Origin of the sequence: Nocardioides cynanchi (assembly GCF_008761635.1) — a bacterium.
Taxonomy (GTDB): domain Bacteria; phylum Actinomycetota; class Actinomycetes; order Propionibacteriales; family Nocardioidaceae; genus Nocardioides; species Nocardioides cynanchi.
This window is the reverse complement of the sequence record NZ_CP044344.1, coordinates 1,080,739-1,103,206: the sequence shown is the minus strand read 5'-3', so window position 1 is coordinate 1,103,206 and position 22,468 is coordinate 1,080,739. Positions and strand designations below refer to the sequence as shown.

The following is a 22,468-nucleotide window of genomic DNA, read 5'->3' as shown; positions in this document are numbered from 1 at the left end:
CGGCCTCAGCTGCCGGCGTGCGTGGCTGACTCCCTGATCGCGTCACCCGACTCCGCCTGCGCCTCGTCGGCCTGTCCGCCGGGGTTGTGGTTGGGCCCTCCGGCGTGGACGAGCTCCTCGATCTGCTTGCCGCAGTCGGCGTCGACGGCCTTCCAGTAGGCGAACGCGCGATTCAGGACATCTCCCGTGACGCCTCCGAGCAGGTGACCCGCGACGGTCCTCACGAAGGCCTCACGGATCTCGTCGGTCCACACCTCGCGGACCAGGGTGCCCGCCTGGCTGAAGTCGTCGTCGTCCTCCCGCAGGGTGTACGCCTGTCGCACCATCGCGCCGTCGGCCTCCCAGCCCTCGGCGACCTCGCCCACCTCGTCGGCGTACCCGCGGCCGAAGGAGTTCGGCGCGTAGACCGGCGCGTCGCCGGTGTGGTCGTAGGCCATCGGGCCGTCCTTGGTGTAGGTGTTCAGGCCCTCGACCGCCTTGGGCCGGTTGACCGGCAGCTGGAGGTAGTTGGGGCCGATCCGGTAGCGGTGCGTGTCGGCGTACGCGAAGGCCCGGCCGAGCAGCATCTTGTCGGGGCTGAACCCGATGCCCGGCACCAGCGCGCTCGGCTCGAAAGCCGCCTGCTCGATCTCGGCGAAGAAGTTCTCCGGGTTGCGGTTCAGGGTCATCGTCCCCACCTTGACCAGCGGGTAGTCGGCGTGCGGCCAGATCTTGGTGAGGTCGAACGGGTTGAGGTGGTAGCTCGGTGCGTCGTCGTACGGCATCAGCTGCACCGAGAGGGTCCACGACGGGAAGTCGCCGTTCTCGATCGAGTCGTAGAGGTCGCGGCGATGGAAGTCGGCGTCCTCGCCCGCGATCTTCGAGGCGGCCTCGTCGGTGAGCCCCTCGACGCCCTGGTCGCTGTGGAAGTGGTACTTCACCCAGTGCTTGTCGCCCGCCGCGTTGACCCACAGGTAGGTGTGTGAGCCGTAGCCGTTCATGTGCCGGTAGGTCTTCGGGATGCCGCGGTCGCCCATCAGGTAGGTGACCTGGTGCGCCGACTCGGGGTTGAGGCTCCAGAAGTCCCACTGCATGTTGTTGTCGCGCAGCCCGGATCCTCCGCGCCGCTTCTGGCTGCGGATGAAGTGCGGGAACTTCATCGTGTCGCGGATGAAGAACACCGGGGTGTTGTTGCCGACCAGGTCGTAGTTGCCCTCGGTCGTGTAGAACTTCAGCGAGAAGCCGCGCGGGTCGCGCCAGGTGTCGGGCGACCCCTGCTCCCCGGCCACAGTCGAGAAGCGCGCCAGCATCTCGGTCGTCGTACCCGGCTGGAACAGCGCCGCCTTGGTGTACGCCGACACGTCCTCGGTCGTCTGGAACCTGCCGAACGCGCCGGAGCCCTTGGCGTGCACGTTGCGCTCGGGCACCCGCTCCCGGTTGAAGTGGGCCATCTGGTTCAGGAAGTGCGTGTCGTGCAGCAGGATCGGCCCGTCGGCGCCGAGCGTCAGGCTGTTGCGGTCGCTCGGCGCCGGCGCGCCGGTGTCGGTGTGCGAGCCCTGCTGGGCCTCCTCGGACGGGGCGGTGGCGATCGACTCGCCGGTGTCGGGCTTCGGCAGATCAGGCATGTGGGTTCCCCTCGTCGAGTGTCTACGAGGGGCGTACCCCGATCAGTCGAGGTCGAACCGGTCCGCGTCCATCACCTTGGCCCAGGCCGCGGCGAAGTCGTGCACGAACTTCTCCTGCGCGTCGTCGCTGGCGTAGACCTCGGCGAGGGCCCGCAGCTCGGAGTTCGAACCGAACACCAGGTCGACCCGCGTCCCGGTCCAGCGCACCGCGCCGTCGGCGTCGCGTCCCTCGAAGGTCTCCGCGTCCTCGGACGTGGGGTGCCACGTCGTACCGAGCTCGAGGAGGTTGACGAAGAAGTCGTTGGTCAGCGTCCCGGGCCGCTCGGTCAGCACGCCGTACGACGACCCCTGGCTGTTGGCGCCGAGCACCCGCAGGCCCCCGACCAGCACGGTCATCTCCGGGGCGGTCAGGGTCAGCAGGTTGGCGCGGTCGACCAGGAGGTACTCGGCCGGCAACCGGTGCCCCTTGGCGAGGTAGTTGCGGAAGCCGTCCGCGTCCGGCTCCAGAGCGGCGAAGGACTCGACGTCGGTCTGCTCCTGGGTCGCGTCCGTCCGGCCCGGGGTGAAGGGCACCTCGAGCTCGACGCCCGCGGTCTGCGCAGCCTTCTCGACGGCGGCGTTCCCGGCGAGGACGATCAGGTCGGCGAGGGACACCCGCGTCTCACCGTCCTGCTCGTTGAACGCGTCGGCGATACCCTGCAGGGTCCGCAGCACGGTGGCCAGCTGCTCGGGGTCGTTGACCTCCCAGCCGCTCTGCGGCTCGAGCCGGATCCGGGCACCGTTGGCGCCGCCCCGCTTGTCGCTACCGCGGAACGTCGAGGCCGACGCCCAGGCGGTCGAGACGAGCTGGGAGATGCTCAGGCCGGCGTCGAGCACCTGGCGCTTGAGGTCGGCGATCTCGTCCGCGCCGATCAGGGCATGGTCGACGGCCGGCACGGGGTCCTGCCAGATCAGCACCTCGGAGGGGACCTCGGGCCCGAGGTAGCGCTGGATCGGGCCCATGTCGCGGTGGGTCAGCTTGAACCAGGCCCGGGCGAAGGCGTCGGCGAACTGGTCGGGGTGCTCGTGGAAGCGGCGCGAGATCTGCTCGTAGACCGGGTCGAAGCGCAGCGACAGGTCGGTGGTGAGCATCGTGGGCGGACGCGGCGCCGACGACGCGGCCGGGCCCGGGATCGTGCCGGCTCCGGCGCCGTCCTTGGCGACCCACTGGCTGGCTCCCGCGGGGCTCTTGGAGAGCTCCCACTCGAAACCGAAGAGGTTGTCGAAGAAGCCGTTGCCCCACTGGGTCGGGGTCGCGGTCCAGGTGACCTCCAGCCCGCTGGTGATGGCGTCCTCGCCCTTGCCGGAGCGGAAGGTGTTCTTCCAGCCGAAGCCCTGCTGCTCGAGCGGCGCGCCCTCGGGCTCGGGACCGACGTACTGCTCGGGGTCGGCGGCACCGTGGGTCTTGCCGAAGGTGTGGCCGCCGGCGATCAGCGCGACCGTCTCCTCGTCGTTCATCGCCATCCGCAGGAACGTCTCGCGGATGTCGCGGGCGGCGGCGACCGGGTCCGGGTTGCCGTTGGGGCCCTCGGGGTTGACGTAGATCAGGCCCATCTGGACCGCGGCCAGCGGGCTCTCCAGCTCGCGGTCACCGGTGTAGCGGTCGTCGCCGAGCCAGGTCTGCTCCGGGCCCCAGTAGACGTCCTCGTCGGGCTCCCAGACGTCCGCGCGTCCGCCGCCGAAGCCGAAGGTCTCGAAGCCCATGGACTCCAGGGCGACGTTGCCGGTCAGCACCATCAGGTCGGCCCAGGACAGGCTCGCGCCGTACTTCTTCTTGATCGGCCACAGCAGGCGGCGTGCCTTGTCGAGGTTGCCGTTGTCCGGCCAGGAGTTCAGCGGAGCGAACCGCTGCTGCCCGGCTCCGGCGCCGCCCCGCCCGTCGCTGATCCGGTAGGTGCCGGCGCTGTGCCAGGCCATCCGGATCATGAACGGTCCGTAGTGGCCGAAGTCGGCCGGCCACCAGTCCTGCGAGGTGGTCAGCACCTCGGCGATGTCCTGCTTGACCGTGGCCAGGTCGAGGTTCGAGAAGGCCCGCGCGTAGTCGAAGTCCTGGCCCAGCGGGTCGGACTCGGCCGGGTTCTTCGCCAGGATCCTCAGGTTGAGGCGGGTCGGCCACCAGCGCTGGTTGCTGTTCCCGCCCTCGACGGGGTACACCGCGCCCTCGTGGCCGACCGGACAGCCTCCGGCGTCCTGGGCGCTCACGGGTCCGTCGGTGGACTCGACGTTCATGTCGCCGACGGCGGCATCGTGCTCGGTGGCCATAAGGAACCTCTCGATCGGTGGGTGGGTCAGTCGGTTGTCGGGGTGGTGCGCGAGCAGGCGGGGCAGTGGCCCCACCAGGTCACTTCGGCCTCGTCGACGGAGAACCCGTGCAGCGAGGTGGTCTCGGGGAGGTCGAGGCACGGTGCCTCGCCGGTGGCGCACTCGACGTCGCTGACCCGGCCGCAACCGCGGCAGACGACGTGGTGGTGGTTGTCACCGGTCTCGAGCTCATAGCGTGCGACCGAGCCGCGGGGCTGGATCCGGCGGACCAGGCCGTGCGCGCTCAGCACGTTGAGCACGTCGTAGACCGCCTGGCCCGACACCTCGCCGTCGGCGCGGACGGCGGTGATCACCTGCTCGGCGCGCAGGTGCGGCTCGGCGTGCAGGGCCTCCAGGACGGCGACCCGCGGCCGGGTCACACGCAGGCCGTGCTCGCGCAGCGCCTGGGCCGGTTCGGGTGCGGGGGACATCGCCCCCACCCTTGCGCGCTTTCTGGAACGAGTCAAGAAAGGCTCGGAGCCCCGAGAGCGTGGTCTCGACTTCGCTCGACCACCGAGGTGGCTCGAACGCCGAGATCAGTCGCCGGCGTAGATCTGGCGGATCACGTCCTCGATGTCGGGCTCCTGGATGGACAGGTCGGCGACGTCGTACGACGCGGCGACGGCGGCCACGATCGGCGCCGCGCTGGCGTCGGCCGGGAAGCTCAGCCACTGCCGCGGCCCCTCCACCTTGCGGGTGGTGGCGCCGGGCACCTCGATGGGGGGAGCCTCGTCGACCAGGTCGACGACCAGCGTCCGGCTGGACCCCCCGCGCCGCTGCAGGTCGGGCAGCGGGCCGTCGAAGACCGCGGTGCCGTGGTCGATCACGATCACCCGCCGGCACAGGGCCTCGATGTCCTGGAGGTCGTGGGTGGTGAGCAGGAGCGTGGTGCCGCGCTCGGCGTTGAGCGTGCGCAGGAAGTCCCGGAGCCGACCCTTGCTGATCACGTCGAGCCCGATCGTCGGCTCGTCGAGATACAGGATCTCGGGATCGTGCAGCAGGGCCGCGGTGATGTCCCCGCGCATCCGCTGGCCCAGGCTCAGCTGGCGGACGGGGGTGTCCAGCAGGTCGCCGAGGTCGAGCAGCTCGACGTACTCCGCGAGGTTGCGGCGGTGCCGCTCGGGATCGACCCGGTAGAGCTTCTGGAGCAGCGCGAAGCTGTCGCGCAGTGGTAGGTCCCACCACAACGTGGTGCGCTGCCCGAAGACCACCCCGATCCGGCGGGCCAGCTCGGTGCGCTCCCGGCTCGGCTCCAGTCCGGCCACCCGCAGACGACCCGCTGTCGGGACCAGGATCCCGGTGAGCATCTTGATCGTCGTGGACTTGCCGGCGCCGTTCGGCCCGATGTAGCCGACCATCTCCCCGGAGTCGATGGAGAACGTCAGGTCGCGCACCGCCTGCACCTGCGACGTCGTCCGCCGCAGTCCGCGGGCGCGCCGACGCACCACGAAGGTCCGGCCGAGGTCGGCCACCTCGATCAGGGGTGTGCTCACCATCGGTCTCCCTCGGTCGAGAGGTCGTTCGGCCGGTTGGTCGAACGTTCGTTCACGACGCCGGTCGGTCGAAGGTTCGACCAACCGGGACGACGACCCTCGCCGGGAGCGGGCGGCCCTGTGGACAGACCCGGGCGAGGTGGCGGCGTCCGTGCTGCACTGGGCGGGTGCCGAGGCTGATCGATCCCCACACTCGGACCGGCGCGATGGTGACGACGATCAACACCGTGATCGTCGAGCAGGGGGTGTTCGGGCTGACCTTGGGCAGCATCGGTCGCGAGAGCGGGATCAGCCCCGGCTCGCTGCTGCACGGCGTCGGCCCCTTCCTTCCCGGGGATGACGACGGGGTGCTGCTGACCCGGGCGTGGCTGGCGTGGTGCGAGCTCTGGCGCAGCGAGGAGTGGCTGCTCCACGACGTGGGCGAGCTCCGGGCGCGGGAACGCCGGTTGCTGGCCGAGGTGCACGAGCTCAGGGTCACCACGCCGGACCTCGACCTGCTGGTGGCGACTGTCGACGGGCTCAGGGTCGCGGTGTGCGCCCCGGTCCGGCCGATGCCGCCGGCGGAGGCGAGGGGACTGCTCGGCGCCGCGTCGGCGGCCGCCCTCGGACGGGCAGCCTGACCCGCGTCCAGTCGTGACCATCTCAGCTCCCGGTCGACGTGTAGTGACGGAGCCCGCTGCGCCAGGCGAGGCCGGCCAGCGAGAGGGTGATCACGGCGACCACGGGGGAGATGTAGGCGAACCAGGACGGCATGCCGAAGGGGTCCGGGCGGCCGAGCAGGGCCAGGCAGGGATACCAGTTCACGAAGGCGACCGGGAGCACGAAGGTCAGTGACTTCAGCACCTCCCGCGGGAAGATCGTCATCGGGTACTGGGTCATCGTGTTGCCGCCATAGGTGAACGCGTTCGAGGTCTCTCCGGCGTCGACGGTCCAGAACTGGAGGCACGAGAAGCCGACGAAGAAGGAGAAGAAGATCCCGGTCGCCGCCACCGCCGTCACCACCGCGAGCAGCACCCGCCCCGGCGTCCAGTCGACGGCTCCGGCGCCGTAGCCGAGCACGACGAGGCTCTGCGTCACCCGCCCGAGCTGACGGAAGGCGAACTGGTCGGCGCCGACCTGGACCAGCAGCGGGACCGGGCGGGTCAGCATCGTGTCGAGGGTGCCGGTACGGACATGGGTGCCGATGTCCTCGACCGTGCCGATGAACAGGTGCGCGACCCCGATCCCGAAGCCGCTCACGCCGTACAGCAAGGCGATCTCGCGCAGGCCGAACCCGCCGAGGCGGTCGACGGTGTGGAACATCAGGGCCAGGCCGACGAAGTCGAGCACGGTGATCAGCCCGTTCGCCACGGTCAGGGTCCAGAACGACGTGCGGTAGGCCAGGCCGGCCCGGACCCACATCCGGGCGATCTGGGCGAACTGCCGCGGGCTGCGGCGCAGCTCGGCCAGGCGTCCGGTGACCTCGCCGGCGACCTCAGCCACCCTGGACCACCACCTTGCGGGTCGCCGCCCCGAGCACCAGGTGGCACAGCGCGAGCAGCACCAGGACCCAGAAGACCTGGAGCCCGAGCCCGGCGACCACGTCGAGGCCGGTGCGGTGGCCGAGCCAGATGTCGGCCGGCGTCTGGAGGTACGACGCCCACGGCAGCGCCAGCAGGATGCTCTTGAGCGGCTCGGGGAAGATCACCAGGGGCAGGACCATCCCGCTGCAGAACAGCGCCACGACGCCCGACATGGTGCGCACCCCGGTCTGGTCCAGCAGCCAGAACGCCGAGCACGCGACCAGGAACCGCACGCCGAAGCTGGTCACGACCGCCAGCACCAGGCTGGCCAGGAAGCCCACGGCCGCGACCGGGGTCGCGGGCAGCGCGATGTGGAACAGGATCACGCCCAGCACGGTCGGCCCGAGGCCCCGGAACAGGAAGTGGTAGCCCGCACGGCCGAGGTCGCCGGCGAGGTACCAGCCGATCAGCCCGACCGGTCGGTACAGGTCGATCGCGACGTCGCCGCTGCGGATCCGCGCGGCCAGGTCGTCGGTGGTGCCGCCGCCCCACAGCGCCACCGTCATCAGCAGGGCCTGCCCGATCCACACGTAGGTGACGGCGTCGTTGGCGTCGTACCCACCGGCATGGTGCCGCTGGTCCCACAGGGCGAGGTAGGCGAAGCTGAAGATGACCCCGAAGACGCAGTTGGTGAAGATCCCGGCGAGGGTCGCCGCCCGGTAGGTGCTGTAGCGGTGGAAGGACCGCCGGGCGATGGCGGCGTACAGCCCGGCGTCCTGCACGGCGTCCGGCACGGGGCTCCTCCCGAGGGCGACAGGCGCACGCCAACGCCCCCGGATCGCGTCGATCCGGGGGTCGCTGGTGCGCGCTATGAGGTCTGTGAAGCGACCAGTCTAGTGCTGGTAGGTGCCCTTCACGATCGCCCGGGCGGCGGTCTTGAACGCGAGGTTGAAGCTCATCACCGCGAACGACGTGTCGGCGTCGATGCCGAGGCTGTCCTCGGTCACCGCGTGCACCACGAAGTAGTAGCGGTGCACCTGGTCGCCCTCCGGCGGCGCCGCCCCCATGAAGCCGACCACACCGGCGTCGTTCTTCAGCATGAACGCACCTCCCGGCAGGTCGGAGCCGGGAGCGCCCGCGCCGGCGTCCAGCGAGGTCACGTCGGCGGGCAGGTCGACCACGGCCCAGTGCCAGAAGCCGCTCGGGGTCGGGGCGTCGGGGTCGTAGCAGGTGACGGTGTAGGACTTCGTGCCCTCCGGGGCGCCGCTCCACGAGAGCTGGGGGGAGGTGTTCCCGGCATCGGCCACCTGGTCGTCCTTCAGCGGCTGGCCGTCGGTGACGTCGTCGCTGGTGACGGTGAACGACGGCACCGGGGGCAGGAGGTCGTACGGGTCGGGCTTCACGGGTCGGTCGAGGCTCATCGGCGCTCCTGGGTGTCGGTGGTTTGACGCTGGTCGAGCAGGAACTCGCGCTGGTCGAGCGGAGTCGGGACCAACGTACCCACCGGCGCAGGTCCGAGTCGTGGGCGCTGGTACGACGAGCCCCCGCGCACGCGGAGGATGGACGCGTGAGCGACCACCCGCCGTACCCCTCCGGCCTGCGCCTGTCCGGGCGCCGGGTGCTGGTGGTCGGCGGCGGACACGTGGCGCAGCGCCGGATCCCCGGGCTGCTGGCGACCGGCGCCGAGGTCGTCGTGGTGTCGCCGGAGGTCACCCCGGCGATCGAGGGACAGGTGCTGGCCGGCGAGGTCGCCTGGCTGGCCCGTGGCTTCGCCGACGGCGACCTCGCCGACACGTGGTACGTCATCGCCGCCACCAACGACACAGCGGTCAACGAGCAGGTCTCCAAGGCGTGTGAGGCAGGCCGGATCTTCTGCGTCCGCGCCGACGACGCCAGCACCGCGACGGCCTGGACCCCCGCGGTCGGGCGGTACGACGGACTGACCGTCGCCGTGCTCGGCCGTCGCGAGCCCCGTCGGACCGCCGCGGTCCGCGACGCGATCGTGACCGGGCTCCACGAGGGCACGATCGCGGCCAGCGAGCGCCGCCCGTCGGTGCCCGGGGTGACGCTGGTCGGCGGTGGGCCTGGTCATCCGGAGCTGATCTCGGTGGCGGGTCGCCGGGCGTTGATGGAGGCCGACGTCGTCGTGGCCGACCGGCTCGCACCGCGCGAGCTGCTGGGGGACCTGCCCGCGACCACCGAGGTGGTGGACGTCGCGAAGCTGCCCCGCGGACGCTCCGCGCGGCAGGAGGAGATCAACCGGCTGATCGTCGAGCGGGCCCTGGCCGGCCAGCGGGTGGCGAGGTTCAAGGGGGGCGACAGCTTCGTCTTCGGCCGCGGCTTCGAGGAGATCGAGGCCTGCCGGGCGGCCGGCGTCGCGGTGCAGGTGATCCCCGGTCTCTCCAGCCCCCTCGCGGTCCCGGCTCTCGCCGGGATCCCCGTCACCCACCGCGGCGTCGCGCACGACTTCACCGTCGTCTCCGGGCATGTCCCGCCCGACCATTCCGACTCGCTGGTCGACTGGGACGCCCTCGGCCGGCTCCGGGGCACCCTGCTGCTGATGATGGCGGTGGAGAACGCACCCGCGATCGCCGCGGCCCTGCTGGCCGCCGGCCGGCCGGTCGACACCCCGGTCGCGGTCGTGTGCGACGGCTCGATGCCGGGGGAGCGGACCGTTCTCTCCCGGCTCGGTGAGCTCGCCGCGGACCTGGACCGGCACGCCGTACGCCCACCGGCGATCATCGTGGTCGGGGAGGTCGTCGCCGTCGCGCACCCCGGTGCGTTCGCCGGTCGAGCGGGGAGTCCCGTCGGTCGAGCGGAGTCGAGACCATAGGCGCATGGCTGAGCTGATCGAGGTCGACGACCCGGACGACCCGCGGCTCGGCGACTACCGCGACCTGCGCGACGTCCAGCTGCGCACCCACCTCGAGGCCGAGCACGGCCTGTTCCTCGCCGAGGGCGAGAAGGTGGTACGCCGAGCCGTCGAGGCCGGCTTCACCCCGCGGTCGTTCCTGATGGCGCCGCGCTGGCTCGACGGACTGTCCGACGTGCTGGCCACCAGCGACGCCCCCTGCTTCGTGCTCGACGAGCGCCTGGCCGAGCGCGTCACCGGCTTCCACGTCCACCGCGGCGCCCTGGCGTCCCTCGAGCGACGGCCGCTGCCGACCCTTGATGAGGTGCTCGCCGACGCCCGGCAGGTGCTGGTGCTCGAGGACGTGGTCGACCACACCAACGTCGGAGCCATCTTCCGGTGCGGCGCGGCCTTCGGGTTCGACGCGGTCCTGCTCGCGCCGCGCTGTGCCGATCCGCTCTACCGGCGATCGGTCAAGGTCGGCATGGGTGCGGTGTTCACGCTGCCCTGGACCCGCCTCCCCGAGTGGTACGACGCCCTGCCGGACCTGGCGGCCCGCGGCTTCACCACGGTGGCGCTCACCCTCGCCGAGGACGCGGCCGCGGTGGAGGAGGCCGTCGCCGGACTGGGCCGGGTGGCGCTGGTGCTCGGCTCCGAGGGCCACGGCCTCTCGGCGCGCTGGGAGCAGTCCGCCGACCGGCGCGCGACGATCGCCATGGAGCCGGGCATCGACTCCCTCAACGTCGCCGCCGCCACCGCGGTCGCCTGCTACGTCACCGCGCGCCGCTGACCGCTACCGGGTGGCCGCGACCTCACTCGGCTCGCGGAACCACCGGCCAGTCCGCCGGGTAGGACTCCTCGGTCCGGTCGTGGGCCTTCTGGAGCTTCTTGCGCCAGCGGGTCGACAGGCGGTCGCCGAAGACCGTGCCGTTGGTGTGGTCGGTCTCGTGCTGGAGGCAGCGGGCCAGCATCCCGTCACCGGTGAAGCCCACGGGCGAGCCGTCGACGCCGAAGCCCGCGACCTCCGCGGTGTCGGGCCGGGCCAGCGGCACGTAGGCGCCGGGAAGCGAAAGGCAGCCCTCGTCGTCCTCGTCGAGCCGGCGGTCGCGGCCCTCGGGCAGCGTGACCACCGGGTTGCAGACGACGCCGACGGTGCGCTCGCCCGACGTGTCGTGGCAGTCGAAGACGAACACCGCTGCGTCCACCCCGATCTGGCAGGCGGCGAGCCCGACCCCGTCAGCGGCGTACATGGTGGCGACCATGTCGGCCACCAGGTCTCGCAGGTCGTCGTCGTACGACGTCACCGGCCGGTTGGCGTGGTGCATGACGTCGCTGCCCCAGCGGGTGATCGGGCGGACCGTGCCGCCCTCGGGGAGCAGGCCGTACGGCGCGTGGACGACGGCGTCGCGGTCGGCGGACATGGGCAGATCCTAGGGTGCGCGACGTCAGCGACAGGCCTCCGTCCCTGTGAGCCGGAGCACGCTGCGAGCCGATGGCCGCAACTGTAACTCGGAGTTACATTGGAGCCATGTCCCTTCCCGAGAACTTTCCGCAGCGCGGTCCGGGCGGTCGCCACGGCGTCGCCGCGGGGGAGACCCGCGACCCGATCGGCTACGCCGTCGCAGCCCTGAGCCGGCTCGCCCAGAGTCCGTTGCTCGACCGGCTCGGCCTCCGCAAGCAGGCCGAGCAGACCGTCTTCACCGCCACGCGTGGTGGGTTCCGGGTCGCGACGAGCGCCGGGCGCGCCTTCAAGCGGGCCGGACAGCGAGGTGCTGCCGGCCGCCGGGCGGACCCGGCCACCCAGCGAGGGGTCTTCGACCTGACGCCGACCGACGACGAGCAGATGCTGGTCGACGTCGTCACCGAGTTCGCGACCGAGGTGCTCCGGCCGACGGCCGGGGAGGCCGACGAGGCGTGCGCGGCCCCCGACGCGGTCCTCAAGGGGAGCCTGGACATCGGCCTGCCGACGCTCGGTGTGCCGGAGTCGCTGGGCGGGATCTTCGAGGACCGGGCGGTGATGGCGGGAGCGCTGGTCGCCGAGGCGCTCGCGACGGGTGACCTCGGGCTCGCCGTGGCCACGCTCGCACCGGGTGCGGTCGCCACCGCGGTGGCGACCTGGGGCACCGACGAGCAGCAGCAGACCTACCTCCCGGCCTTCACCGGCGACGACGTTCCGGCTGCGGCGCTCGCGCTGACCGAGCCACGCCCGCTCTTCGACGTCCTGGAGCCGGCGACCACCGCTCGGCGCACCGAGGACGGCTTCGTCCTCGACGGCGTGAAGGCGATGGTGCCCCGTGGCGCGGAGGCCGAGCTGTTCGTGGTCGGCGCGCGCCTCGAGGGCGCCAACGTGATGGTCCTGGTCGAGTCCGGCGCCCCCGGGCTCACCGTCGAGGCCGACCCGTCGATGGGCGTGCGCGCGGCCTCGCTGTCCACCTTGACGCTCGACGGAGTCCGGGTGCCCGAGTCAGCGCTGCTCGGCAGCCCCGACGGCACGTCGTACGCCGAGTGCGTGCGGCTGTCTCGGATCGCCTGGTGCGCGCTGGCGGTCGGCGTAGGTCAGGCCGTGCTCGACTACGTGACGCCGTACGTCAAGGAGCGCGAGGCCTTCGGCGAACCGGTGGCCCACCGCCAGTCGGTGGCCTTCATGGTCGCCGACATCGCGATCGAGCTCCAGGCGATGCGGCTGCTGACCTGGAAGGCTGCCTCGCGGGCGGCGGCCGGCCAGGACGTCGCCCGCGACGTGGCGCTGGCCCGCTCGCTGTGCTCGGCCAAGGGGATGCGGATCGGGCTCGACGGTGTCCAGCTCCTCGGCGGACACGGCTTCGTCAAGGAGCACCCGGTGGAGCGGTGGTACCGCGACCTCCGGGCCATCTCGATCATGGAAGGCGGGGTGCTGGTCTGATGATCTCCCTCGACGACCCGAAGAAGCTGCGGCCCCTGCGCGACCAGGCGCACCAGGTCGCGATGAACATGCTGCGGCCGATCAGCCGCAAGTACGACCGCGCCGAGCACGAGTACCCCCAGGAGCTCGACCTGCTGGCCGCGATGATCGACGGGCTCTCCGAGTCGGGCGCGAGCTCCGGCGCCGGTGCCTCCGGGGTGAAGCGCGACGACAGCGAGGACGACGGCCGCGTCAGGAACGGCACCAACCTGGCCTCGGTGATGTCGATCGCCGAGATGTGCTGGGGCGACGTCGCACTGCTGCTCTCCCTGCCGCGACAGGGTCTGGGCAACTCCGCGATCGCCTCGGTGGCCGACGCGGAGCAGCAGGAGCGGTTCGGCGGGCTGTGGGCCTCGATGGCGATCACCGAGCCCGACACCGGATCTGACTCGGCCAACATCCGGACCACTGCGACCCTCGACGGCGACGAGTACGTCATCAACGGCGAGAAGATCTACGTGACCTCCGGCGAGCGTTCCGACGCCGTCGTGGTGTGGGCGACCCTCGACCGCTCGTTGGGTCGCGCGGCCATCAAGTCGTTCGTCGTACCCAAGGGGACGCCCGGGATGACCGTCGAGCGGCTCGAGCACAAGCTCGGCATCCGCGCCTCCGACACCGCGGCGATCCGTTTCGACAACTGCCGGGTGCCGGCCGCCAACCTGCTCGGCTCGCCGGAGGTGGACGCGGGTGGCCAGGGTTTCGCCGGCGCGATGGCGACGTTTGACAACACCCGGCCGCTGGTCGCGGCGATGGCCGTCGGCTGCGCCAAGGCCTCGCTGGACCTCACCCGCGACCTCCTCGAGCAGGCGGGCGTCGCGGTGGACTACGACCGGCCCGGTCTGGTCCAGAGCGCCGCCGCCGCGAAGTTCCTCCAGATGGAGGCGGACTGGGAGGGCGCCCGGCTGCTGATGCTCCAGGCCGCCTGGATGGCCGACAACCGGAAGGCCAACGCCATGGAGGCCTCGATGGCCAAGGCCAAGGCCGGCCGGGTCGCCTCGGACATCACCTTGTCGTGCGTGGAGCTGTGCGGCGCGGTCGGCTACAGCGAGTCCGAGCTCTTGGAGAAGTGGGCGCGCGACTCCAAGATCCTGGACATCTTCGAGGGCACCCAGCAGATCCAGCAGCTGATCGTGGCCCGCCGGGTCCTGGGCCTGTCCAGCGCTGAGCTGAAGTAGCTCAGCCGTTGAGCTCGGCGAGGGCCAGGACGTCGTCGGGCGACTCCAGACCCCGGACGCCGACGAAGACCGTGCTGACGCCGAGCTCGGCCAGCTCGGCGTAGCGGTCTCGGTGCTGCCGCGCGGTGCCCGCGTTGGTACGACGCGCGAAGGCTGCCGCCGGGGTACGCCCGCGCAGCCGCTCGACCCGGGCCCAGGCGTCCTCGCGGTCGCGGCCGACCACCGGCAGGTCGAGCACCGTGACCGCCACGTCGGCGCGGGTGCGCCCGGCCGCGGCGAGGTGGCGGTCCAACACGCGCAGCTTGTGGGTGAGCACCTCGGGGTCGGAGGAGAGGTTGCACGCGTCGCCCAGCCGGGCGGCGATGTCGAGGGTCCGTCGCTCGCCGCCACCACCGACGATCAGCGGGATGTCGTGCACCGGGCGTGGGTACGACGTGGTCTCCGGCAGCGAGACCCGGGCGCCGTCGTACGCCTTGGTGCCGGCCGCCCACAGCGCCCGGATCGTCTCGATGGAGCTCTCCAGCAGGTCGAGCCGCTCGCGGGCCGAGGGGAACCCGATCCCGTGGCCCCGATGCTCGCGCTCCCACCAGCCGGCGCCGATCCCGAGGAAAGCCCGGCCGCCGGTCAGGGTGTCGAGGGTGGCCGCGGCCTTGGCGGTGATCCCGGCCGGGCGGAACGAGACCGGGGTGACCAGGGTGCCCAGCGCCAGCCGGGTGTCGAGCCCGGCGACCAGGCCGAGGGTCACCCAGGGCTCCGGGATCGGCTGCCACGCACTGTCGACCTGCGGGATCTGGACGAGGTGGTCCATCACCGCCAGTCCGGAGAAGCCCGCCTCGTCGGCGGCCAGGGCCATCCCGCGCAGCCAGCCGCCGGGGTCCTCACCCCACGGGAAGCGCGAGAGCTGGAGCACCACCCGCACCCCGGTGGGCGGGCGGGAGGTCGCCGTGTGGTCCCCCACCGCGACATTTCGGCCCTCGGGACTGCGGTGGGGGACCAACCGCCGGGTGTCCTCGTCACCGCCCTCGTCCGGGGTGACCAGCTCGACGTGGTCCCATCCCTCGTCCGCGAGGGACGCGGTGAGCGCGGTGACGCGGCGGAGCTGGTCGGTCAGGACCGGCGCGGGCACCGGTCGGTCACGGTCGGCGTTGCGCCGGCGGCACTCGGGCCCTGGGGTGGCGAGGACCACGGCGACGGCAGGGAGGCCGGCCGCCCGCGCCGCGGCGCGCCAGCGCTCACGTCGTTCCGGATCGAGGCCGAGGGTGTCGACGACGGTGGTCAGGCCGCGACCCACCCGAGCGGCCACGATCCGCTCCAGCAGGTCGAAGGCGTCGGTCGAGGCGTCGAGGTCGGCCGGGCCGGAGCCGACCACGCCGCGCAGCTCGTCGGAGGAGACGATCTCGGCGCGGCGGTAGTGCTGGGCGGCCCAGGTGGACTTGCCCGACCCCCCTGCGCCGACGAGTACGACGACAGCGGGATCGGGCAGGGTCACGATCGGATTGTGGCAGGCAGCGTCAGCCTGCGTTCTTGAACGGGTCGTGGCTGGCCAGGGCGCGGTCGAGGCGGGCCTGGTCCAGGCGCCGGACGACCATCTGGTCCTCCTGGGCGTCACGGACGCACTTGGCGAGGGTGAAGCTCGACGTGGTCAGGAACATCGTCCCGAGGGCCAGGAAGGCCTTCACCCACGCGTCGGCGGGCAGGTAGTAGATCGCGGCGATCATCGCGAACAGGGAGACGCCGAACGCGGCGGCGGCCTGCAGGTAGAAGGCGCTGGTGTTCTTCTGGGTGCTGTCAGGAGTCGTCATGACGGGATCGTCGCGCGGGCCCGCAGGGTCGCGGATCCGCCACCGCACCCAGAGCAGGCTGAGTACGCACACTCGACCTGCCGGTCCAGGGCTGGTCGGATGGCGGCATGAAGCTCTACGCCGACGCCCCCGCCCGCCGCACCCGACAGCTGGCGGGCGATCTGATCTTCCTGGTGTGGATCGTGGGGTGGCTGTGGATCGGCCACGTCGTCCAGCACGGGACCATGGAGCTGGCCGGTGTCGGTCGCCAGACCGACACCTCCGCGACCCAGCTCGCCGGTGGGCTCAGCAGCGCCGGCGACACCCTCAGCGGCATCCCGGTCGTCGGCGGCGGCGTGTCGGCGCCGTTCGACCAGATGTCGTCGGCGTCCCAGGCGCTGGCCCAGGCGGGGCGCGACCAGGTGACGGCGGTGCACCGGCTGTCGTGGGTGCTGGGGGTGTCGCTGGCGGCCATCCCGGTGCTGTGCGTCGGTGTGTTCGTCGTACCCCGCCGGTGGAGGTTCGCGCGGGAGGCCACGGCAGCGTCGCGGTTCATCGACGCCGCGGAGGACCTCGACCTGTTCGCCCTGCGGGCCCTGACCCGGCAGCCGATGCACGTGCTCGCCAGGATCAGCGACGACCCGGCCGGTGCCTGGCGGGCCCGGGACCCGGACGTGGTCACCGCCCTCGCGAGCCTGGAGCTGCGGGAGTGCGGCCTCGCGGTGCCGGCCGCTCTCAGCTGACGGTCTCGACCCGAGCGGCCTCGCCCGGGGTCGCGACCAGATGGGCGGGCTCCGCGAGTCCCGCCTCGGCGAAGGCGGCGGTGACCGCACGGCGTACGTCGTCCAGCGCCGAGGCCGGGACCAGCGCGACCGCCGACCCGCCGAAGCCGCCACCGGTCATCCGGGCCCCGAGTGCCCCGGCCCCGCGAGCGGCGGTGACCGCCAGGTCCAGCTCTCGGCACGAGATCTCGAAGTCGTCGCGCATCGAGACGTGCGAGGCATCGAGCACCCGGCCCAGACCCGTCCAGTCGCCCGCGCCGATCAGGGCGACGGCGCTGCGGACCCGGTCGTTCTCGGTGAGGACGTGCCGGGCTCGTCGACGCAGCACGAGGTCGGCCATGGCCTCGACCCGCCGGAGGTCGGCCCGGCTGAGCTCGGTCACCCCGAGCGCTGCGGCGGCGGCCCGGCACTCGGTGCGCCGGTCGCCGTACGAGCCGTCGGTGAGGGTGTGGCTGACCCTGGTGTCGGTCACCAGCAGCACCAACCCGGCGTCCTCGAGCGGCAGCGGGACCGGCACCTGCGTGACGTCGTCGCCGGCGAAGTCGAGGAGCAGCGCGTGCCCGGGCCGGGCGAGCATCGCCACGGTCTGGTCCATGCCCCCGGTCGGCGCCCCGACGTAGTCGTTCTCGGCCCGGATGCAGGCTGCGGCCAGCCGCCGACGGCCTGGGTCGTCGAGGTCGAGGCCGATCAGGGCGGCCACCGCCACGGCGGTCGCGCACTCGAGCGCCGCCGAGCTCGACAGGCCGGCGCCGAGCGGTACGTCGGAGTCGATCTCCGCGTCGAAGCCGGGGACGTCGTCACCGTCCGCGCGCAGGGCGGCGACGACCCCGGCGACGTACGCCGCCCAGCCGGTGGGACGGTCCTCGACCGCACCCTCCCACCCGTCGCTCTCCTGACGGCTGCGCAGCCGGAGGCGAGGGTCCGAGCGGGTCTCGAGCCGGACCGTCGTCCGCTGCGGGAGGGCCAGCGGAAGGCACAGCCCGCCGTTGTAGTCGGTGTGCTCGCCGATCAGGTTCACCCGGCCGGGTGCCGAGGCGACGACGGCAGGCATGGCGGCCACCCTACGGTCAGCCGCGGGAGGAGTTCGGCGAGCGGCCCTTGACGACACCGACGAAGGCCTGGGTGACCTCTCCGTCCGACGCGCGTGGCCAGACCAGGGCGATGGTGCTGGGAGGCAGGTCGGTGACCTCACGCTGGACGACGTCCTTGCGGTGGAAGAGCCGGGCCACCGAGAGCGGCAGGACGGCGACCCCGGTGCCCGCGGCCACGGTCTCGACCGCGTCCTTCTCGGTCATGGGTGGCCACGGACGCTGCTGCGCCGAGGGCGTCCAGCCCGACCGGTGGGGGAGGACCAGCTGCTCGTCGGCGAGGTCGGCCAGGCTGACCTCGTCGGCCGCCGAGATCAGGTGCTCGAGCCCGGCCACGGCCACCTGCCGCTCGTCGTACAACCGGACGCAGTGCAGTCCCTCGGTCTCGACCGGCAGGCGGACCAGGGCCATGTCGACCTCGCCACGGCGTACGGCGTCCTCCTGCTCGGCCTCGGTCAAGGGGACCAGGACCAGCCGCTCGCGACGGCGTTCGCGCCAGGCGCGCGCCCACTTGTCGGGGGTCGCGCCGGTCACGAACCCGACCCGCAGCTCCTCGCGCATGCCCACACGGTAGGCCGGAGTCCGGGCCGGTCCGTGCTCAGGGCTTGGGCAGGGTGATCGTGACGCGTCGGTTCTGCTTCTGCCCCGCCGTGGTCGCGTTGCTGGCGATCGGGTGCGTCTCGCCGTGGCCGACGGGCACCACCGTGACCGGGGCGTTGCCCAGGCGGCTACGGAGGTAGGCCGCGACGGCGTCGGCGCGCTGCTGCGACAGCACCCTGCCGTACGACGCCGAGCCGATGTTGTCGGTGTAGCCGTCGACGTAGATCGTGCCGTGCAGGTGCGCCTTCTGCACCTGGTCGGCGACCTGGGCGATGGCGCCCTTGGCCGCCCCGGACAGCAGCGCACTGTTGAACCCGAAGGCGAGGTCGGACCTCAAGGTCACGTTGGGCTTGCGCGAGCGCACCGGCTGGGACGGTTCCTTCGTCGGGCTGACCTGCACCGAGGGCGAGGCAGAGGGGGTCGTCGGCGGGGCCGTCGGGGTCGTCGAGGTTGCCGGCGGCGAGGCGACGTCGTTGCCGGTGGAGCCCTGGACGACCCACCAGCCACCACCGGCGGCGAGGGCGAGCAGTGCGAGGAGCAGCGGAACCAGGACCCGACGACGCCGGCGCGGGGGCTCCTCGACCGGAGCGGCGGCAGCCGGCGCCTCCGCCGGGGGCGGCGTCACCAGGGCGAGCTCGGGACGCGCCAGCCGGTGGGTCGTGAAGCCGGCGCCCACCGGGGCGATGAACGCCGACTGGATCTCGCTCAGCGACATCTCGAACGGGTCGACGTGCAGGCCGAGCGCTCGCTTCAGCAGAGCGGCCGGGAAGCTCAGCGTCACCTCGTGGACCTGGAGGTCGTCGTGCTTGACCGTCAACCGCACGGGCATGTTGAGCGGGGTCGCGGGCTCGTCCGGCTCGACCCGGTCGCGCCAGACCGACAGACCGAGGTGCGTGGTCTTGGCTGGGGCGTCCCACATCGGGTGCAGCGAGGTGTCCTGCTCCGGCGTGCCCGACTCGCCGTCGCCGTCGCCGTCCCCGACTTGCGGTGCGGTGTCTCCCGCTGCGGCGGCCCCCGCTTCGGCCTCGGCTGCCGCATCGCGGACCCGGGCCTCCTCGATCACGATCCCGAAGCCGACGTGTCGCGCCGACGACTCGAAGGTCAGCCCGGGGAAGCGTTCGCGGGCCTCGCGGAGCATGGTCTCGATCTCGTCCGGACCGCGGCAGGCCCACGGCATGTTCTCGGCCGTCACCGTCGTGGACTGGCTGACAGCGGCGACCACGGCCTTGTCGTCACCCGCACGCAGTGCGTCGAGCAGGCGGGTGCCTGGGCTCTCTGGGATCACGTCCTCAGGATCCGGCACTGATGTGTGTTCTGGCGCTGACTTGAACGCGCGTTGGCTCATTATTTCTTCGCACCCCCCGGCGAAAGATTCCCCCAGGGCCAGAGTGACGCCAGCGGGCAGGGAAGACAATGCGACGGGTCACGTTGTGAGATGGATGGGACCGGTGGGGCCCGTGGTGAGCAAAATCTCCGACGGTGGGGAGGTAGGCGCCCCGCGCAGGGTGTAAGGACCGCGGGCGGCGGCGGCTCGAGGGGAGGGGACCTAAGCCCCTGTGCACGCTTCGCCGGCACTCCTACCTTGCCCCACGTGCCGTCGCCCGCCCAGCCAGTCCGTCCTCGGGCCTGCGTCGTCGACGAGCACGAGCTGGTGCGTGGCTGGATCGCGGAGCGGCTGGAGGCCATGGGCGTCGAGGTCTGCTCGGCATCGGCCACCTTCAGAGACGGAGTCACCTCGATCCTCACGCACCGACCGGACCTGGCGGTGGTGGACAGCCGGCTCCCCGACGGACGTGGCGTCGACCTCTGCCGCGCGGTGTCGGCCGCCGTCCCGACGACGGCCCTGGTGCTCCACACCGGCACGACCAGCCCGGAGGAGGAGAGCGAGGCGCAGGAGGCCGGTGTGGCCCGGGTGGTGCTGAAGAGCATCCAGGGCGACGAGCTGGTGGCCGCCGTCGCGGAGCTCCTCACCCGCTGTCGCCCGGGCGACGCCACCCGCCTCGTGCGTCCGGGGGCGGACCGCCCGTGACCGGGTCCGAGGATCCGCGCACCAGCCTGGCCGAGATGGCCTTGGCCATCCACGAGGAGGAGTCGGTCGTCGAGACGGTCGAGCTGGTGCTCGACTTCGCGCGCTCGGCGGTCGGCTGCAGCCAGGCAGGGGTCGTGTTCGTGCACGCCAAGGGTCGGATCGAGAGCGTGGCCAGCACCGACCTGGGGGTCGACGCGCTGCACGCCCGGGAGATGGTGCTGGGGGACGGCCCCGACCTCTCGATCGCGCCCGACCACACCAGCGTGGTGGTGCACGACACCCGCCGAGAGCGTCGCTGGCCCGGCTGGGCCGCGGCCGCGGAGGAGTGCGGGCTCCGCAGCATGATCGGGGTGCGGCTCTACACCGGCCAGCGCACCCTGGGCAGCCTCAACCTCTACGACCACCGGCCCGACCGCTTCTCGGCCGAGGACCTGCAAGTCGCGCACGTCCTGGCCCGTCATGCCGCACTGGCCCTGTCCCGCGTCCAAGAGTCTGCCAACCTCCGGCAGGCGATCGACGCGCGCAAGCTGATCGGCCAGGCTCAGGGCATCCTCATGGAGCGCTACGACCTCGACGACGCTCGGGCCTTCGAGGTGCTGCGCCGCTACTCGCAGAACGCCAACACGAAGCTGCGTGACGTGGCCCAACTGATCGTCGACACCCGGCTGCTCCCCGGCGAGGCGTCGGACCTGTGACGGCCGGGTCGGCCACGACGTGGCCGGTCGAGCGGGCCGTCCCCGGCGATCGCCCTGATTCTGTGTCCGAGGGGGGACTTGAACCCCCACGCCCTAATACGGGCACTAGCACCTCAAGCTAGCGCGTCTGCCAATTCCGCCACCCGGACGAGTGCGGAGGGAACTCTAGCAACCGGCGCGGCCGATCCTCACATCGGGAACCGGGCGGCGCGGTGACAGGATGGTCGCATGTCCCAGGACCAGACCGATCAGCCGGGCGGGTCGTCGTACGACCCCTCGTACGACCCTGCCGCCGAGGTCGTCGACCTCTGTCGCGACCTGATCCGGATCGACACCAGCAACTACGGAGACGAGACGGGGCCGGGGGAGCGCAAGGCGGCCGAGCACGTCGCCGCGCTGCTCGACGAGGTGGGCATCTCGAGTGAGCTGTTCGAGCGCGACAGCGGTCGTACGTCGGTGGTAGCGCAGTGGGGTGGCTCGGCGCCCGGGGCGGGCCAGGAGCGCGGAGGCCTGCTGCTGCACGGCCACCTCGACGTCGTCCCGGCCGAGCCGCGGGACTGGCAGGTGGACCCGTTCGCGGGCGAGATCCAGGACGGGTGCGTCTGGGGGCGCGGCGCGGTCGACATGAAGGACTTCGACGCGATTCTGCTCTCCGTCGTCCGCGCCCGGGCCCGGGCCGGGTGCGTGCCCGACCGGCCGATCGTCCTGTGCTTCACCGCCGACGAGGAGGCCGGTGGTCACCACGGAGCACAGGTGCTGGTGGAGGACCACGCCGACCGGCTCGAGCACTGCACCGAAGCGGTCGGCGAGGTGGGTGGCTTCAGCACCACGATCCGCGGACGGCGTCTGTACCTGATCGAGGCCGCGGAGAAGGGGATGGCCTGGATGAGGCTGACCGCCCGCGGGCGGGCGGGCCACGGCTCGATGATCAACGACGACAACGCGGTGACCCGGCTGGCTGCCGCGGTCGCCCGGATCGGGACCCACGAGTGGCCGGTCCGGCTGACCCCGACGATGGAGACGCTGCTCGCGTCGGTGGCCGAGCTGGTCGGCACCGAGGCGACACCCGACAACGCCGAGCAGCTGGTGGAGGAGTTCGGCCCCGCCGCCCGGATGATGGGGGCGGTGATCCGCAACACCGCGAACCCGACCATGACCCAGGCCGGCTACAAGGTGAACGTGATCCCGACCGAGGCGACCGCCCACGTCGACGGCCGCTTCCTGCCGGGCTACGAGGACGAGTTCTTCGACACGATCGCGGAGCTGTGCGGCGCCGGGATCGAGCGGACGTTCCTCTCCCACCAGCAGCCCTGGGAGACGCCGTACGACGGAGACCTCGTTGCGGCGATGACCCGCAGCCTCCTGGCCGAGGATCCCGGCGCCCGGGTGGCGCCGTACCTCATGAGTGGCGGGACGGACGCCAAGCACTTCACCAAGCTCGGGATGCGCAGCTACGGCTTCGCGCCGCTGCGGCTTCCGGCGGACCTCGACTTCACCGCGCTCTTCCACGGCGTCGACGAACGGGTGCCGGTGGACGCGCTGGAGTTCGGGGCACGGGTCTTCGACAGGTTCCTCGAGCAGGTCTGA

At 72.1% G+C, this 22,468-nt stretch carries 22 protein-coding genes and 1 tRNA gene; 9 read left to right on the top strand and 14 right to left on the bottom strand.

Annotation, left to right across the window (positions count from 1 at the left end; all coding sequences use genetic code 11):
- Positions 1 to 5 precede the first annotated feature (5 nt).
- The 4 genes from E3N83_RS05545 to E3N83_RS05530 form a co-directional block, all read right to left on the bottom strand.
- Positions 6 to 1,604, bottom strand: coding sequence for a catalase (locus tag E3N83_RS05545; RefSeq protein WP_151082351.1), 1,599 nt, complete (start codon positions 1,602 to 1,604; stop codon positions 6 to 8).
- A 42-nt stretch (positions 1,605 to 1,646) separates the two neighbouring features.
- Positions 1,647 to 3,905, bottom strand: coding sequence for a catalase/peroxidase HPI (gene katG / locus E3N83_RS05540; protein WP_151082350.1), 2,259 nt, complete (start codon positions 3,903 to 3,905; stop codon positions 1,647 to 1,649).
- Positions 3,906 to 3,931: 26 nt separating this feature from the next.
- Positions 3,932 to 4,375 carry a Fur family transcriptional regulator gene (locus tag E3N83_RS05535; RefSeq protein WP_151082349.1) on the bottom strand — a complete coding sequence of 148 codons (444 nt, stop codon included), beginning with the start codon at positions 4,373 to 4,375 and terminating at the stop codon, positions 3,932 to 3,934.
- 105 nt (positions 4,376 to 4,480) lie between these two features.
- Complete coding sequence (locus E3N83_RS05530; RefSeq protein WP_151082348.1) at positions 4,481 to 5,440, bottom strand: ABC transporter ATP-binding protein; 960 nt, start codon at positions 5,438 to 5,440, stop codon at positions 4,481 to 4,483.
- A 164-nt stretch (positions 5,441 to 5,604) separates the two neighbouring features.
- Between E3N83_RS05530 and E3N83_RS05525 the strand changes: the two genes are divergently transcribed.
- Complete coding sequence (locus E3N83_RS05525) at positions 5,605 to 6,057, top strand: hypothetical protein (RefSeq protein WP_151082347.1); 453 nt, start codon at positions 5,605 to 5,607, stop codon at positions 6,055 to 6,057.
- A 22-nt stretch (positions 6,058 to 6,079) separates the two neighbouring features.
- Here the strand turns inward: E3N83_RS05525 and E3N83_RS05520 are convergent, their stop codons facing one another.
- The 3 genes from E3N83_RS05520 to E3N83_RS05510 all read right to left on the bottom strand — a co-directional run bounded on the left by E3N83_RS05520 (position 6,080) and on the right by E3N83_RS05510 (position 8,360).
- Positions 6,080 to 6,919 (bottom strand): ABC transporter permease, encoded by an 840-nt coding sequence (locus E3N83_RS05520; protein WP_238343082.1) that lies wholly within the window; start codon positions 6,917 to 6,919, stop codon positions 6,080 to 6,082.
- On the bottom strand, positions 6,912 to 7,733 hold the full coding sequence (locus E3N83_RS05515; RefSeq protein WP_238343081.1) for an ABC transporter permease: 822 nt from the start codon (positions 7,731 to 7,733) through the stop codon (positions 6,912 to 6,914). The genes E3N83_RS05520 and E3N83_RS05515 overlap by 8 nt, the downstream gene beginning before the upstream one ends.
- A 99-nt stretch (positions 7,734 to 7,832) precedes the next feature.
- Positions 7,833 to 8,360 (bottom strand): YbhB/YbcL family Raf kinase inhibitor-like protein, encoded by a 528-nt coding sequence (locus E3N83_RS05510; RefSeq protein ID WP_151082346.1) that lies wholly within the window; start codon positions 8,358 to 8,360, stop codon positions 7,833 to 7,835.
- Between the two features lie 146 nt (positions 8,361 to 8,506).
- Between E3N83_RS05510 and cobA the strand changes: the two genes are divergently transcribed.
- Complete coding sequence (gene cobA, locus E3N83_RS05505) at positions 8,507 to 9,772, top strand: uroporphyrinogen-III C-methyltransferase (RefSeq protein WP_151082345.1); 1,266 nt, start codon at positions 8,507 to 8,509, stop codon at positions 9,770 to 9,772.
- Between the two features lie 4 nt (positions 9,773 to 9,776).
- The gene (locus E3N83_RS05500; RefSeq protein WP_151082344.1) at positions 9,777 to 10,580 is read left to right on the top strand and encodes a TrmH family RNA methyltransferase; all 804 of its coding nucleotides are present in this window, start codon (positions 9,777 to 9,779) and stop codon (positions 10,578 to 10,580) included.
- Positions 10,581 to 10,602: 22 nt separating this feature from the next.
- Here the strand turns inward: E3N83_RS05500 and def are convergent, their stop codons facing one another.
- Positions 10,603 to 11,211, bottom strand: coding sequence for a peptide deformylase (gene def, locus E3N83_RS05495; protein WP_151082343.1), 609 nt, complete (start codon positions 11,209 to 11,211; stop codon positions 10,603 to 10,605).
- A gap of 107 nt (positions 11,212 to 11,318) precedes the next feature.
- Here def and E3N83_RS05490 point away from each other — a divergent pair, with 107 nt between their 5' ends.
- Together E3N83_RS05490 and E3N83_RS05485 are read left to right on the top strand one after the other, a co-directional pair.
- Complete coding sequence (locus E3N83_RS05490) at positions 11,319 to 12,692, top strand: acyl-CoA dehydrogenase family protein (RefSeq protein WP_151082342.1); 1,374 nt, start codon at positions 11,319 to 11,321, stop codon at positions 12,690 to 12,692.
- Positions 12,692 to 13,906, top strand: coding sequence for an acyl-CoA dehydrogenase family protein (locus tag E3N83_RS05485; protein ID WP_151082341.1), 1,215 nt, complete (start codon positions 12,692 to 12,694; stop codon positions 13,904 to 13,906). Before E3N83_RS05490 ends, E3N83_RS05485 begins: the two co-directional genes overlap by 1 nt.
- Position 13,907: 1 nt before the next feature.
- Here the strand turns inward: E3N83_RS05485 and E3N83_RS05480 are convergent, their stop codons facing one another.
- Both E3N83_RS05480 and E3N83_RS05475 read right to left on the bottom strand, forming a co-directional pair.
- On the bottom strand, positions 13,908 to 15,395 hold the full coding sequence (locus tag E3N83_RS05480) for an LLM class flavin-dependent oxidoreductase (RefSeq protein WP_151082340.1): 1,488 nt from the start codon (positions 15,393 to 15,395) through the stop codon (positions 13,908 to 13,910).
- Between the two features lie 22 nt (positions 15,396 to 15,417).
- Complete coding sequence (locus E3N83_RS05475; protein ID WP_151082339.1) at positions 15,418 to 15,708, bottom strand: YiaA/YiaB family inner membrane protein; 291 nt, start codon at positions 15,706 to 15,708, stop codon at positions 15,418 to 15,420.
- 107 nt (positions 15,709 to 15,815) lie between these two features.
- On the opposite strand from E3N83_RS05475, the gene E3N83_RS05470 reads away from it, so the two are divergent.
- Positions 15,816 to 16,430, top strand: coding sequence for a hypothetical protein (locus E3N83_RS05470; RefSeq protein ID WP_151082338.1), 615 nt, complete (start codon positions 15,816 to 15,818; stop codon positions 16,428 to 16,430).
- Here E3N83_RS05470 and galK read toward each other — a convergent pair.
- Genes galK through E3N83_RS05455 form a run of 3 tightly spaced genes read right to left on the bottom strand, consistent with a single transcriptional unit; the run spans position 16,423 to position 19,442 of the window.
- Positions 16,423 to 17,520: a galactokinase gene (gene galK, locus E3N83_RS05465; RefSeq protein ID WP_151082337.1), complete on the bottom strand. Its 1,098-nt coding sequence runs from the start codon at positions 17,518 to 17,520 to the stop codon at positions 16,423 to 16,425. The genes E3N83_RS05470 and galK overlap by 8 nt on opposite strands.
- A gap of 16 nt (positions 17,521 to 17,536) precedes the next feature.
- Positions 17,537 to 18,118 carry a LysR family substrate-binding domain-containing protein gene (locus E3N83_RS05460; RefSeq protein ID WP_151082336.1) on the bottom strand — a complete coding sequence of 194 codons (582 nt, stop codon included), beginning with the start codon at positions 18,116 to 18,118 and terminating at the stop codon, positions 17,537 to 17,539.
- Positions 18,119 to 18,155: 37 nt separating this feature from the next.
- A complete protein-coding gene (locus E3N83_RS05455) occupies positions 18,156 to 19,442 on the bottom strand; it encodes an OmpA family protein (protein WP_151082335.1) in 1,287 nt (428 codons plus the stop codon).
- Between the two features lie 306 nt (positions 19,443 to 19,748).
- Between E3N83_RS05455 and E3N83_RS05450 the strand changes: the two genes are divergently transcribed.
- Entirely contained in the window at positions 19,749 to 20,186 is a 438-nt protein-coding gene (locus E3N83_RS05450) for a response regulator (RefSeq protein WP_191907968.1), read from the top strand.
- On the top strand, positions 20,183 to 20,881 hold the full coding sequence (locus E3N83_RS05445) for a GAF and ANTAR domain-containing protein (RefSeq protein WP_238343080.1): 699 nt from the start codon (positions 20,183 to 20,185) through the stop codon (positions 20,879 to 20,881). The genes E3N83_RS05450 and E3N83_RS05445 overlap by 4 nt, the downstream gene beginning before the upstream one ends.
- 63 nt (positions 20,882 to 20,944) lie before the next feature.
- On the opposite strand, the gene E3N83_RS05440 is transcribed toward E3N83_RS05445, so the two are convergent.
- A tRNA-Leu gene (locus tag E3N83_RS05440) sits at positions 20,945 to 21,030 on the bottom strand.
- 79 nt (positions 21,031 to 21,109) lie between these two features.
- Here E3N83_RS05440 and E3N83_RS05435 point away from each other — a divergent pair.
- On the top strand, positions 21,110 to 22,468 hold the full coding sequence (locus E3N83_RS05435; RefSeq protein WP_151082333.1) for a M20/M25/M40 family metallo-hydrolase: 1,359 nt from the start codon (positions 21,110 to 21,112) through the stop codon (positions 22,466 to 22,468).